Genomic DNA, 11848 nt, shown 5'->3' with positions numbered 1-11848 from the left:
ACGGCATATCAGGGAGGTGACGGTGTTCGTACCAGTCGGGCGCAATCTCGGCGCTTTCACCTTCGGCGCCGAGGAATTCGCTCGTACGCACCAGCGGATCTTGTCAACGAAATCATCGGCGACCTGCGTATGCTTCTCGTGCATTGCTGCGCCTATCTGGACGTGACCCGTCCAGCATGAGTACGACCGAGGCATCCATGTCCCTGAACGAGCAGCTGACCAGCGTCGGCAGCGGCCCGATGGCAGCCGTCTACCGATCCGACCTCGGCGGGGTTTCCAGTGCTCTCAAGGTCTTTCCCGGCCGTTTCGACCGGCGTACGGTGGCCGAGCTGGACCGCGAGTTCGCGAAGCTGCGCGCCTTGCGAGTCCCCGCCGCCCTGATCCCGTCCCGGATCGAGCAGCTGCCGGACGGCCGACACGCGCTGCGAATGGAGTTCTGCACGCAGTCGCTGGCCGCGCTCGTCCAGCGCTGTGGCGCGTTGCAGCCGTCCGACGTGCTGGTGCTCGGGTACGCGGCGGCCACCGCACTGGCCGCCGCGCATTCGGTCGGCGTGCCACATGGTGGCGTACACCCGAAAAACGTGCTGTTCCGGCCCACTGGCGAGGCGGTCCTCGCCGATTTCGGGGTGCCGCTTCGACGGGCTTTCCCGCGCGATCCCATGCAGTCGATCGAATGGCTGTCGCCCGAGTCGTTGCGCGACGACATACTCAGTGACCGCACCGATCTTTACGGCCTCGGCGCGGTGTTGCATTTCGCGCTGACCGGCCGGCCGCCACACCCCGGCCGGCTCGGCGAACGCCTGGGCGACCGGGTTTTGCGGGTGCTGCGCGAACCAGTGCCGCCCATCGCGCTGCCTGGGGTGCCGGGCGAGCTTTCCCTGATGACTGGCGCCTTGTTGAGTGCCGACCCGGCTCGCCGGCCAGTGTCCGCGGAATTCGTCGCGTACCGGCTCTCAACTTTGTTGGCGTACCAACAACGCGGGCCGGCGGCCTATCATCATGCGCCGCCGCCGTTCCAACCGCCAGCGCCGCCCACCAGCCCCGCACCGCCGCTGGCCGCGCCGCCTGTTCCGACACCGCCAGTTTCGACACCGCCTGTTCCGACCCTGCCTGTTCCGACTCTGCCTGTTCCGACACCGCCTGTTCCGACACCGCCGCCGCCGCCGCTGCGCCGATCCCGCCACCTCCGGCCGCTTCGACGCCACCGGTTCCGGCCCCGAATCCACGGCCGCTTCCGGTCGTACAGACGCCATACCAGCCGGCGATCGACGAGGATGACTTCGACGATTTCCAGGAAACCCCGAACCCGTCGTTCGCTTCGCCAGCGCCCGAAAAACCAGTTGTCGCGCCGATAGTCGAAAGGCCAGCCGTCGCGCCGGTGGCGGAATACCCCGTCCAGCCAGTGATCGCCGAGCCGCTGGTTGAGGCTGCCACCACTGCGGCGACTGTCGTCGACATTCCCGAGGTGGTCGAGGTCGCGCCTGAGCCGGCACGCGGCGGCGAGAGGGCGCATTCGACGACTTCGATACACCGGACAACGCGGCCGAGTTCGACCACCAAGAGGACGACTTCACGAAGGTAGCCGCGGATTTCGCTGAACTTCCGGATGTTTTCGACCAGCCGTCGCCCGGCCCGACCAGTGATTTCCCTGCGCCGACGCGGGATTTCGCGGAGCCTCGAGAAGATTTCACCGAGCCGGGCAGCGGTTTGGCCGAGCCGCCCGACGACGATTTCGACGACTTGCTGCCGACAGCCGAGCCATCGCACTATCCGCCGGCCGTGCCCGCCGCCGCCCCCGCCCCCAGGGAGCCGCGCCGCCGCATCCCGTACCGGATGATCATTGGCGCGGCCGCGCTGGCGGTTGCCGTGGTGGTGCCGTTGGTGTTGGTTTTCCAGTCACATCCGCCGGAACTGACGACCACTCCCCGGCCGGTACGGTCAGTGGCCACCAGCGTGCCGTCCGGCCAGCCGCCGAAATCCGTGACGCTCACGCTCTCCAATCCGACCGATCTGGGCAACGAGGTCGTGCTGAACTGGACCGGCAGCGTGCCCAACCTGGATTTCGCGGTCGTGGTGGCGCAGGAAAACGGACCGACCAAGGTGGTCATCGCGAATCGCCTGCGGTCGCTCACCGTTGCGGTCGATCCAGCCCGCAAATACTGCTTCCAGATTCAGGCCGTGGACAGCAGCAGCAGTGACTCCCAGGTGTACGAAAGCCAGCCCAAACCCATCCGCGGCGCCACCTGCCAACAATAGAAATCAGCTAACGCTGGCGAATCGGGGATGACGTGGTACGCACCAAATCCAACTCGAAGATAGCACCACCCTCATCCGCGTTGTAGACGTTCAAAACCCCCCGTGCGCCTGCGCGACCCAACGGACAATGGACAGCCCGAGCCCGGTCGAACCACCACCGGTGTGGAAGCGATCGAGGACGAATTCGGCAACGTCTTCGGCCACTCCGGGGCCGTGGTCGGCGACGGTGATCCGGCCGTTCGTGACGGTGATGTGGACGATCGCGGCCTGATCCGGTTGCTTGCCGTAATGCAATGCATTTTCCAGGAGATTGCGGACAGCTCGGCGCACCAGCGCCGGATCGACAGTCACCCGGGAGGGCGCCGCGGCAATTGTGACATTCGCGCCGACTTCGGTCGACTCCTCGACCACACCGGCGACCAGTTGGTCGAGCCAGACCGGCTCGAGGGCGAGCTCGTCCAGGCCGGCCGCCAGCCTCGCTCGTACCAGCAGGCCGTCGATGGTTTCTCCCATGCCAGCGGCCAAAGCGACCGTACGCGGCAACAACTCGGCCCGCACGCCCGGATTACGCTGTGCGGTCTCGGCGAGCGCCCGCAGTTTCGCGACCGGCGTTCGCAGGTCGTGCGCGGTCTCGGCGAGCAGGATTTTTCCTGCTGTTCCAACGCGATCGCGGCCGGCCGGATCGCCCGGCCAGCGAGCAGGTAGCCGGTGGTGGCCAACGCGGCGATCCCCAGCAGACAACCACCGACCACGACCAACACCAGCAGGTCGTAGGTGGCCTGGTCCGGTCCGGCGTCGGCGACCGCCACCACCGCACCGATGTACTGCCCGGTCGGGTTGCGGACCGGATCGGCCAACACCCACACCCGGCGCCCGTCCGTACCGTATTGCAGGCCGGAAAGAATGTGGCCGGACTGCGCCGCGTCGTGCGCGAGGCCGCCGAGCATCGCGCTGTCCATCGGCACGCATGTACGCGAAGAGAAGTAGCCGGGAAAAGTGCCCGAAGCGCCGGGCAGCACAGCGAACTGCGGGCATTGGTTGTCGATTTGGTCCTCCCGAATAAACGCGGTGACCAGCGTGTTGTTGTCGTACTGAAGTAATCGGGAAACCGTCGACGTGACACCCTGGAGATCGGATTCCAGGAGTTTCTGTTGCTGGTCGGCATAGGTGTGCAGGAACGCGACCGCGAGCACGACCAGGCCCACCATATTGAGGCTGGTGAACAGGATGGTCAGCACCCAGCGGAGGGCGCAGCTTGTCCGCGGCGGTTCGGCTCACGACTGGCCCGCCGAACCGAACCGATAGCCGGTGCCTCGTACGGTATGGATCACATTCGGGTCGTGCAGCTTGTCGCGAAGCCTTTTGACCGTCACATCCACCACATTCGCCTTCGGGTCGGACAGCTCGTCCCAGCAGTGCTCGATCAGGTCGGCCCGGGAAATCGCCTGCTCCGGGCGCAACATCAGATATTCCAGCACCGCGAACTCCTTCGCGGACAATGTCAACAAAACGCCGGCACGACGGGTTTCCCTGCGAGCGGTATCCATTTCGATATCACCGAACCGCAAGACCGTCGAGCGCCCGGAACCGGCCCGCCGGGCCAGATTACGCACCCGTGCGGTGAGCTCCTGCACCCGGAACGGCTTGACCAGGTAGTCGTCAGCACCGCTGGCGAATCCGGCGACCACGTCCGTTCTGCGGTCCCGGGCGGTCAAAAACAGCACCGGCACCGCGCCACCGGCGACCCGGTATCGGTGCACATATTCGATCGAGTCGCCGTCGGGCAACATTCGATCGAACACCGCGCAGACAAAAGGCTTCGCCGAGAGGGCGGCGGCCGCCGTCGCGATGTCCGGCGCCGGCGTCACGTCGAACCCGGCCGCGCGCAGCTCGGCGGCCACCGCGACGCGCATGTCCTCATCGTCCTCTACCACCAACACCCGCAAAGTGCGCCCCATTGTCATCAAATCCTCAGGTCGGCCGGGCAATCATAAGCGCGCAAGGTCAAGGAAACGAAACGGCACGAGAACAGGAACGGGGGTCCCGCACAGTGGATGAGCAGGAGTTTCGCGGCCCGCCCCGGCCCGCCCCGGGACGTGCGGGGCGGCCTTTCCCACCGCAGCTGAACGCCCCGCCCGCGCCCCATGCTGGTGGTGGCGGCGGCCGCGGATCCGCGAGCGGTGACCACCCCGCGGCCGATGGTCCGAGCCGCCGCGGCGCCAGCGGTGATTGGCACCGCGGTGCGGACCGCCGGCCGTACGACATCACTCGGCACGCTGCCCGGAACCGTGCCGATGCCCGCGACGGCGACCCGTACGACACCCGTGCCACGGCCACCCATCGCCCGCCCGGCGGCTCCTGCGCCGGCTGGTCCGGTCCGAGTTCGCATTCCGATTCGGCAGCGAGCCACCGGAATTGTCGAGCAGCTCAGCGTGACCCAGGCGGTGTGTTGGCAAATCGCCGTGCTTTCGGTCATTTTCACCCTGCACCGGCCGTGGCCGGTGATCGCGACAGCGGCGACCGCGGCAGTTTTGTTGTTGATTGTCACCACTGTCCGCCTGCACGGACACTGGTTGTACGAACATGCCGTGCTCAGATACCAGTTCTTGTCCCGAAACCGGCGCTTCGACCTGCCCAACACCGGCGCTCGGGCATTGGCGTTGGTCGAGCGGCTGCTGCCCGGAACGTCGATCCGCAGCATGGACGCCGGCACCGAAACCGTGATGGTCATGAGCCAACGACACGGCCTGACCGCGATGATCAAGCCAGCGCAGGTATCCCGCGAACTGGTCACCACTTTTCCCTCCCCCACCGCACTTTTGCCGCACCCGGACAGCTCCACCGGGGTGTCCACCGAATTCGGCGTCCAGACTGTTTACCACTCGGGCACCCGGCCGGGAGAACCGCCACGGATGTGGCTCGCGGTGCACGCTGACCGTACGGCCGACACCCCCATCGACGATGATTTGGCGCTGGCATTGCGAAATGCGCTCCGGCGCATCCGTAAGGCATTGCGCCGGGCCGGTGTCGACACCGAACCGCTCGCCGACGAGGCGGCGCTGGCAACCATCGCGGCGCTGGCGCACGTTACCGGCGGTCGCCATGAAGTAAGGGAAAACTGGCGGTTTCTCGCCACCGGAGTCGTGTCGCAAGCCTGTTTTCGGCTCGATGGCTGGCATAAGATCGACGACACCGCAGCACGAAGCCTGACCAACGCCATGGTGAACCGGCATCGCGGCACGGCCGCAGTGGCGATCACCCTGACCTGCTATGCCCGTTCCCAGCTCGGCGAGGTGAGCTCCGGCGCGCTGGTACGGCTGGCGGCCACCACCGAGGGCGGGGTCAACGCCACTTCCACCGCACTCGCCGGCATGCTCCACCCAGCCGGCGTCGGACTCACCCGACTGGACGGCGAACACGCCGCCGGCCTCACTTTGTCGCTCCCGATCGGAGGTTTCGGATCATGACCGCAGCCCTCACCCTGGAAACGCTTGTCAGGTCCTCGGTCACCAGCCCGGTCGCCGGAATCAACACGTTGCTGGCGAACGCCAAAACGCAGGTGCTGATCATGCGTACCAGCGTTGTCCCCACCAGCTGTCCGATCGGCTGGATCCAGCAGGTCGACCACGACAACCTGCGCCGGGGACTGCAATATCGTCTGCTGGTCCCGGATGCGGCGCGTACGGCTCCGCGGATCGCCGGCCAGCTCTTTTCCTTCGGCCTCGCCGGCGCGGACATCAGGACCGTGCCAGCGGTGCCGATGGACGCTCTCGTGATCGACGGCGAAGTCGCGGTCCTGCCGGCCGGCCCGGCCGGGATGATACCGGCGCTTGCGACGCTCCGGCTGCCGAGCATCATCACCACGACCACCGAGCTTTTCAAGCGGGTGTGGGCGGACGCCATGCCGCTGGCCCCCTTTGACCTGCCCCATTCGAACCAGTTGAGCGAAAAACACCCTCCGGCTGTTGTCCCTGCTGTATTCCGGAAGTACCGATGAAGCGGCTGCCGCGCAGCTGAAAATGTCGGTACGAACCGTCCGCCGGATGATGTCGGAAATGACCAACCTGCTGGGCGCCCGCAGCCGGTTCCAGGCCGGCGCCAAGGCCGCGCAGCGCGGCTGGATCCGGGACGAGGTCGCCCGGTGACTGTCGCCGCCCAAGACGCTCCCCGCAATCTTTTGGTCGCACCCAACGAACGTGGCACGTACCAAACCATCGGCGAAGCGATGTACGCCGCCCGGACGGTGGCGTGCTCACCATCGCCGACGGCACCTACGCGGAGACTTTTGAGCTGCTGGACCGAGAACTCACGCTTCGGGCCGCCGTCGGCGCGACCGTGGTGCTGGACGGCTCGGAATGCGACTGGCCGGTGATCAGCGCGCAGGGCGGATCGCTGACTTTGCAGGGCATCGAGTTTCGCGGCCGGGTCGGTGGCGTGCAGGCCGACAGCGGCAACCTCGCGATGGACCGATGCACGGTCAGCGCGCCGTTGGGTCCGGCGATCTTCGTTCGCAACTGCGCCAACGCCCACATCCGGGAATGTACGATCACCGGCGCCAGCCAAGGCATCGTGGTGGACGGTTCGTCCGGCCGCATCGGTGACACCACTGTTGAGAACGTGGCCGGTGACGGCATCGTGATCGGTTTCGGCGCGGATCCCCAGGTCGCCAAGTGCACGATCAGCGGCTGCGGGGAACGCGGCATCTATATTTACCAGCACGCCCGGCCGACTATTGAGAGTTGCGACGTGTCGCGGACCGGTCACGCCGGCATTTCGGTGGCACAGCAAAGCAAACCGAAAATCATGACGACGGCCGTTCACGACGTACGAGGCGTCGGAATCGACTTCGGCGCGGACTGCGCCGGCTCGGTGACCAAGTGCCGGATGGAAAACACCGCCGCGCCGGCCATTCGGATCGCCGACGGCGCGTGCCCGGAAGTGACAGCGGAAACAACGCCGTCGGCAACGGTGTTTGGCGACGACCTCGAGCAGCTGCTGTCCGATCTGGACAACATGGTGGGATTGCCCAACGTCAAAGCCGAAGTGCGGGCCGTGGTGGACGAGATCCAGGTGAACGAATGGCGGCGCGGCGCCGGCCTCGCGGTCGGCTCGGTCAGCCATCACCTGATTTTCGCTGGCGCGCCCGGCACCGGAAAGACGACCGTCGCCCGTACGTACGGGAAACTGTTGAAAAAGCTCGGTGTGCTCACCAGCGGCCAGTTCCGCGAGGTCTCCCGCCGCGATCTGGTCGGTCAATATGTCGGCCACACCGCGGAGAAGACGGCAGTGGTTTTCGAGGAGACCAAGGGCGGGGTGCTGTTCATTGACGAGGCGTACACGTTGTCCCGGCAGATCGGCAGCGGCAACGACTACGGCCAGGAGGCCATCGACACGCTGGTGAAGCTCATGGAGGACCATCGCGAGGAAGTTGCCGTGATCGTGGCCGGCTACACCGGCGAAATGATCGACTTCCTGGCCGCCAACCCGGGCCTCGCGTCCCGGTTTTCCAAGACCATCGAATTCGACAACTACACTCCGCAGGACCTGGTGCTGATCATCGGCCGAATGGTCGCGGACGGCGACTACCAGCTCGACGAGGCGACCGAACGAATGCTGGTCGACTATTTCGGTTCTATCGCCGAAAGTCCCAGCTACGGCAACGCGCGGGAGGCGCGGCGACTGTTCGAGGCGGCCCGCAAGGCGCAGTCGCAGCGACTTCGGCTGCTCGGCCGGATGCCGGACTCCACCGAACTTCGCACCCTGCTAGCGCAGGACATCTCGGCCGCCGCCACCTATCTTCGTTCTGCTTATCGGGGCAGCCAACCGCCAGTCGCCTAAACGACCGTACGGCCGGCGATCCAGTCGCCGACTGGGGGGCGGGTCAGCAGCACGATCACGACGACGGCGATCAGGATGGCGGCCACCGGCTGGACGTGACCGGACAGCATGTTGAGCCCGCCCTCCATGATTCCTATCGCTTCCACCACAAACGCGAGCGGCCGCGCCCAGGACCGTTTGGAGACCAGGAAAGTCGCCGAGATCAGCAGCGCGACCGCCACCAAGGGATCCACCACCGTGCCCACATACTGCAGGCCCGGCACGTCCTGACCGTGCCTCACCAACTGGACGACCTGAATCAGTTGCACGGTAGCGACAAACAGCGAAGCGACGGCCTGCACATACATCAGAACGTTGGCGATCCAAAGGATTCCCGGTGCGCCCCGGGTGCTGGAACAGTCTTTGCCGGCATCATGGCCCGATGCTAGCCACCCGTTTCGGGACCGGTCCCCACCAGCGAGTGACATGGCCTATCCATAGTCGGATGGCTGAGGCACCTCTGTCCTTTGGCTGAGGCGGTGGCCGGCGGGCCGGGCAACGCTGGTGGCATGACGACGACAGTTGAGGCGGCGACCTCGGTCCGCCGCCGGTGGGCCTTGGCGTACCAACGAAACGGCTGGTGGTTGCTGCTCCTGTGGGCGGTCGCGTACGGGCTGCTGCGAGCTTCCCAGGCGATCCATGGCGAGCCGTACGTGGCCCCGCTGGGCACGGATCTGGTGGTCGGCGGCTGGCTACCGACCGTTTTGTGTGCCGTGGCCGCGATTCTCGCGCCGATGCTGCGTACGCCCCGCGGCCCGAAGCCACTCCGGGTCGCCGCGGTCGCGGTCGCTTGGACAGTTACCACGGCATTAGCCGCCGAAGCGGCACTTTTCCTGCTGGATCTGGTCAGCGTGGTGCTGCCCGGCATCGGGCTGACCGTCGAGCCGGCGGCGCTGGCCACCCGGCTGGCGTGCGAAGCGGGCGCGGTCCTGCTTGCCGGCACCACCCTCGTTTACCAGCGCCAGCAACGTAGTGCGTGCCTGACCTGCGGTCGTACCGACCGACCGCGGCCACCGTGGATGCTGAAGGTGGCGACTTTCGCCGGCTACGCCGCGATTGCTGGCTGCCTGCTCCGGCTGGTCGCCCAATACGCGGTCGGGACGAACGGCATTCCGCTGGCGGTCGTTGGCATGACACCGCAGGCGCTCGGATTCGAAGCCGGATTCCTGCTCGCCGGCGTGGTGTTGCCGCTCGCGCTCGTACGCCCCTGGGGACGGCGCTTTCCGCGCTGGGTTACGGGATTGGCCGGCCGCCGGGTGCCGCGCTGGCTGCTGCTGGGACCGGCCTTCGTGATTTCGCTGGGCATGACCGCCTATTTCGGCGTGACCTTTGCCGAACTGGCTTTCCAGAGCGCGGCCGGCACCTTCGATGCTGGTCCGTTCGGGCTCGCCTTTTTCTGGGTTGCGGTGCCGGCCTACCTGCTGTGGGGCATCGGGCTCGGGCTCGCCGCACTCGGATTTTGGTCCCGCACCAGGCCAATCTGCCGCCAATGTGACCGCTTCTAGTGTCCAGCGCCCCCCGGTGCATGTGACTCGACATTGACAGCGACCATTCCAGAGCGGACAGACAGACAGCAAATTTCCCCTGGTCGCGCTTCTCCAGATTCACAACAGCCATAGGAGCAACCCACAACTTGGCGATACTTGTCGGCGGAGCATTGGCGGGGATTTTCGATGCCGTCGATGGGACGCGATCAGCGCCACGCTTCTGAGCTTTTATTTCAGAGGCCCAACGTTCTCGCCCGTCGGCGTTGAACGCGCGCGCTCTATGTTTCGTTGGGATTATTGTGAAAGTATCCATTTCCTGATTGCCCGTACGCGGCCATATTGTCGGCGCCGGCGGTAGAATTAATGTCATGGCCGCCGGCGACGAAGTCACCTCTCCAGAGCTCTGGAGGTGTGACCCGGACGAGCTCGGCGAGCTGCTACAGGAGAAAGAAAAAGCGGTCTGGCTACTGCAGGTCGAAGTGCTGGACATTGTCGCCGCGATCCACCGAGGAAACGTCGGCAAGACGCTCGGACACCGCAACACCCTGGGCATGCTGCAAGACCTCCTTCGACTGTCCCCCACAGAGGCGTTCCGCCGTTACAAACGGGCCCTGAACCTGTGCCCCAGCCAAGCCCTCACCGGGGAAACCCTCGCACCCACACTCAGCATCGCCAGTGAGGCGATGCGCCGCGGGGAACTCGCCGACTCCCAGATCGACACGATCGTTGGGGTCGTGACCAGGCTCCCGGCCAGGGTGACCATCAAGGACCGTGAGGAAGCCGAGGCTTCCCTGGTGGAACATGCGAAACGGTACACCGCACCAGGCCTAGCCAAAGTAGGGCGACGCATCCATGATCACCTGGACCCCGACGGACCCGCGCCCTCCGAACATGAAAACGAGACACCACGCCGCGAACTATCCCTCCACACCGGCACAGACGGACGCCTGAACTTCAGTGGCTCCTTCGACAGTGAAACCGGGACCCTCTTCAGCGAGATCCTGAGCCCACTGGCTAAACCACGACCCGCTGAGAACGGGACCCCTGATCAGCGGTCAGTGTCCGAGCGCAACGGGGACGCGCTCGCGGAGGCCCTGAATCTGATCGCGGACTCCGGGAAACTCCCGATCCAGGGTGCGGAGCGGCCGCATCTGACTATTACGATGACGTGGGACATGCTGCGGGACCGGCTCGGTGTCGCTTATCCGCACAGTGGCGCACCGATTTCCCCCGAAGGCGTCCGCCGGCTGGCGTGTGACGCGGACATTATCCCGATGGTGCTGGGCAGCGACAGCGTGCCGCTGGATGTCGGGCGCAACGAACGACTCATCACACCAGCCCTACGCAAAGCCTTGATAGCGCGCGAGACAAAGGCTGCGCCAGATGCGGGCGACCACCCCGCTGGACGAGGGGGCACCACGTGCAGCACTGGGCCGATGGTGGGCATACTTGCCTTGAGAATTGCGTGCTCCTGTGCGATCGCTGCCATCGTTTAGTGCACCACGGTGGTTGGGATGTACGCATTGTTGACGGAATTGTTGAATTCCTGCCGCCCGCGTACGTTGACCGCGAACGAAGACCCATCCGCGGCATCAACCAGCTCGCCGCATAGAAAAGCCACCCGGCCGCCGGGAACCCCATACCCGGCGGCGCACAACCCTGCAGACGAACCATCACCCGATCGTTCTCAGCAGACCTGAACCCGAGAGCCACCGACAAACAGCGCCAGATTTAACAGCAACACGCTTCTAGTCTTTTTCCAGAGTGGCGATCATTTTGCGGAACGCGACCAGCATCGCCTTTCGTTCGGCGTCGGTGAGGCCGCTGGTGGCACGGCGTTCCAGCTCATCACGGCCGGCCTCGATGTCGCCGCGCACCGAACGAGCCCGGTCGGTCAGATAGAGCCGGACCAGCCGGCCGTCCGTTCGGTCCCGCTTCTTTGTCACCAGGCCGCCGGTGACCATCCTGTTCGCGGTGTTCACCACCGTGGGGGTGCTCAGGTGCACCCGCTCGGCGATCTCGCCGGGCGTGAGCCCGTCGGTCGCCCAGAGCGCCTCCAGCACCAGATTTTGGCCCACTCGTACGCCATGCTGGCTCATCGACTCGTCGGCCGCGGCACGCATCAGCTTGGCCGCTCTAGTGAACAGCGTGAGGAACTCGTTCATCTCCCCATGATAGTTCGTTTGCTAGCTAACGATCTCGCTGCTAATGTCGTTAGCTAGCTAGTA

General features: G+C 65.7%; 14 protein-coding genes. 9 read left to right on the top strand and 5 right to left on the bottom strand.

Annotation, left to right across the window (positions count from 1 at the left end; translation table 11 throughout):
* The first annotated feature begins 176 nt into the window (after positions 1-176).
* Together GNX96_RS03130 and GNX96_RS03125 are read left to right on the top strand one after the other, a co-directional pair.
* Entirely contained in the window at positions 177-1355 is a 1179-nt protein-coding gene (locus GNX96_RS03130; protein ID WP_279579223.1) for a serine/threonine protein kinase, read from the top strand.
* Positions 1356-1707: 352 nt separating this feature from the next.
* Positions 1708-2256 carry a hypothetical protein gene (locus GNX96_RS03125; protein ID WP_163566939.1) on the top strand — a complete coding sequence of 183 codons (549 nt, stop codon included), beginning with the start codon at positions 1708-1710 and terminating at the stop codon, positions 2254-2256.
* Positions 2257-2346: 90 nt separating this feature from the next.
* Here GNX96_RS03125 and GNX96_RS48390 read toward each other — a convergent pair whose 3' ends face one another.
* The 3 genes from GNX96_RS48390 to GNX96_RS03115 are packed head-to-tail and all read right to left on the bottom strand — an operon-like array spanning position 2347 to position 4214.
* Entirely contained in the window at positions 2347-2607 is a 261-nt protein-coding gene (locus tag GNX96_RS48390) for a sensor histidine kinase (RefSeq protein WP_279579222.1), read from the bottom strand.
* A complete protein-coding gene (locus tag GNX96_RS03120; RefSeq protein ID WP_279579221.1) occupies positions 2604-3494 on the bottom strand; it encodes a hypothetical protein in 891 nt (296 codons plus the stop codon). The genes GNX96_RS48390 and GNX96_RS03120 overlap by 4 nt, the downstream gene beginning before the upstream one ends.
* A gap of 36 nt (positions 3495-3530) precedes the next feature.
* Positions 3531-4214 carry a response regulator transcription factor gene (locus GNX96_RS03115; RefSeq protein WP_279579220.1) on the bottom strand — a complete coding sequence of 228 codons (684 nt, stop codon included), beginning with the start codon at positions 4212-4214 and terminating at the stop codon, positions 3531-3533.
* 186 nt (positions 4215-4400) lie between these two features.
* Between GNX96_RS03115 and GNX96_RS03110 the strand changes: the two genes are divergently transcribed.
* From GNX96_RS03110 to GNX96_RS03100, 4 genes are all read left to right on the top strand, one after another.
* Complete coding sequence (locus GNX96_RS03110) at positions 4401-5723, top strand: hypothetical protein (protein ID WP_163566938.1); 1323 nt, start codon at positions 4401-4403, stop codon at positions 5721-5723.
* A complete protein-coding gene (locus GNX96_RS03105; protein ID WP_279579219.1) occupies positions 5720-6253 on the top strand; it encodes a hypothetical protein in 534 nt (177 codons plus the stop codon). Before GNX96_RS03110 ends, GNX96_RS03105 begins: the two co-directional genes overlap by 4 nt.
* Before the next feature lie 22 nt (positions 6254-6275).
* Positions 6276-6401, top strand: coding sequence for a helix-turn-helix domain-containing protein (locus GNX96_RS48385; RefSeq protein ID WP_279579218.1), 126 nt, complete (start codon positions 6276-6278; stop codon positions 6399-6401).
* 103 nt (positions 6402-6504) lie between these two features.
* Entirely contained in the window at positions 6505-8094 is a 1590-nt protein-coding gene (locus GNX96_RS03100; protein WP_279579217.1) for a right-handed parallel beta-helix repeat-containing protein, read from the top strand.
* Here the strand turns inward: GNX96_RS03100 and GNX96_RS03095 are convergent.
* Positions 8091-8441: a hypothetical protein gene (locus tag GNX96_RS03095; RefSeq protein WP_163566937.1), complete on the bottom strand. Its 351-nt coding sequence runs from the start codon at positions 8439-8441 to the stop codon at positions 8091-8093. The two genes, GNX96_RS03100 and GNX96_RS03095, sit on opposite strands and share 4 nt — an antisense overlap.
* A gap of 159 nt (positions 8442-8600) precedes the next feature.
* Between GNX96_RS03095 and GNX96_RS03090 the strand changes: the two genes are divergently transcribed.
* From GNX96_RS03090 to GNX96_RS62335, 3 genes are all read left to right on the top strand, one after another.
* A complete protein-coding gene (locus GNX96_RS03090; protein ID WP_279579216.1) occupies positions 8601-9638 on the top strand; it encodes a hypothetical protein in 1038 nt (345 codons plus the stop codon).
* Between the two features lie 350 nt (positions 9639-9988).
* A complete protein-coding gene (locus tag GNX96_RS03085; protein WP_163566935.1) occupies positions 9989-11116 on the top strand; it encodes a DUF222 domain-containing protein in 1128 nt (375 codons plus the stop codon).
* Complete coding sequence (locus GNX96_RS62335; RefSeq protein WP_390623893.1) at positions 11041-11232, top strand: HNH endonuclease; 192 nt, start codon at positions 11041-11043, stop codon at positions 11230-11232. Before GNX96_RS03085 ends, GNX96_RS62335 begins: the two co-directional genes overlap by 76 nt.
* A gap of 136 nt (positions 11233-11368) precedes the next feature.
* Here the strand turns inward: GNX96_RS62335 and GNX96_RS03075 are convergent, their stop codons facing one another.
* On the bottom strand, positions 11369-11785 hold the full coding sequence (locus tag GNX96_RS03075) for a MarR family winged helix-turn-helix transcriptional regulator (protein ID WP_163566934.1): 417 nt from the start codon (positions 11783-11785) through the stop codon (positions 11369-11371).
* Between the last annotated feature and the right edge of the window lie 63 nt (positions 11786-11848).

This window comes from Fodinicola feengrottensis, assembly GCF_010993775.1.
Classification (GTDB): Bacteria; Actinomycetota; Actinomycetes; order Mycobacteriales; family HKI-0501; genus Fodinicola; species Fodinicola feengrottensis.
The sequence above is the reverse complement of the archived record's forward strand: the minus strand, read 5'-3'. Positions and strand labels throughout refer to the sequence as shown.

Coding starts and splice junctions, on each gene's coding strand:
- GNX96_RS03130 (WP_279579223.1), top strand. CDS start 177: ATGAGTACGACCGAGGCATCCATGTCCCTGAACGAGCAGCTGACCAGC.
- GNX96_RS03115 (WP_279579220.1), bottom strand. CDS start 4,214: ATGGGGCGCACTTTGCGGGTGTTGGTGGTAGAGGACGATGAGGACATG.
- GNX96_RS03110 (WP_163566938.1), top strand. CDS start 4,401: ATGCTGGTGGTGGCGGCGGCCGCGGATCCGCGAGCGGTGACCACCCCG.
- GNX96_RS03105 (WP_279579219.1), top strand. CDS start 5,720: ATGACCGCAGCCCTCACCCTGGAAACGCTTGTCAGGTCCTCGGTCACC.
- GNX96_RS48385 (WP_279579218.1), top strand. CDS start 6,276: ATGTCGGTACGAACCGTCCGCCGGATGATGTCGGAAATGACCAACCTG.
- GNX96_RS03095 (WP_163566937.1), bottom strand. CDS start 8,441: ATGTATGTGCAGGCCGTCGCTTCGCTGTTTGTCGCTACCGTGCAACTG.
- GNX96_RS03085 (WP_163566935.1), top strand. CDS start 9,989: ATGGCCGCCGGCGACGAAGTCACCTCTCCAGAGCTCTGGAGGTGTGAC.
- GNX96_RS03075 (WP_163566934.1), bottom strand. CDS start 11,785: ATGAACGAGTTCCTCACGCTGTTCACTAGAGCGGCCAAGCTGATGCGT.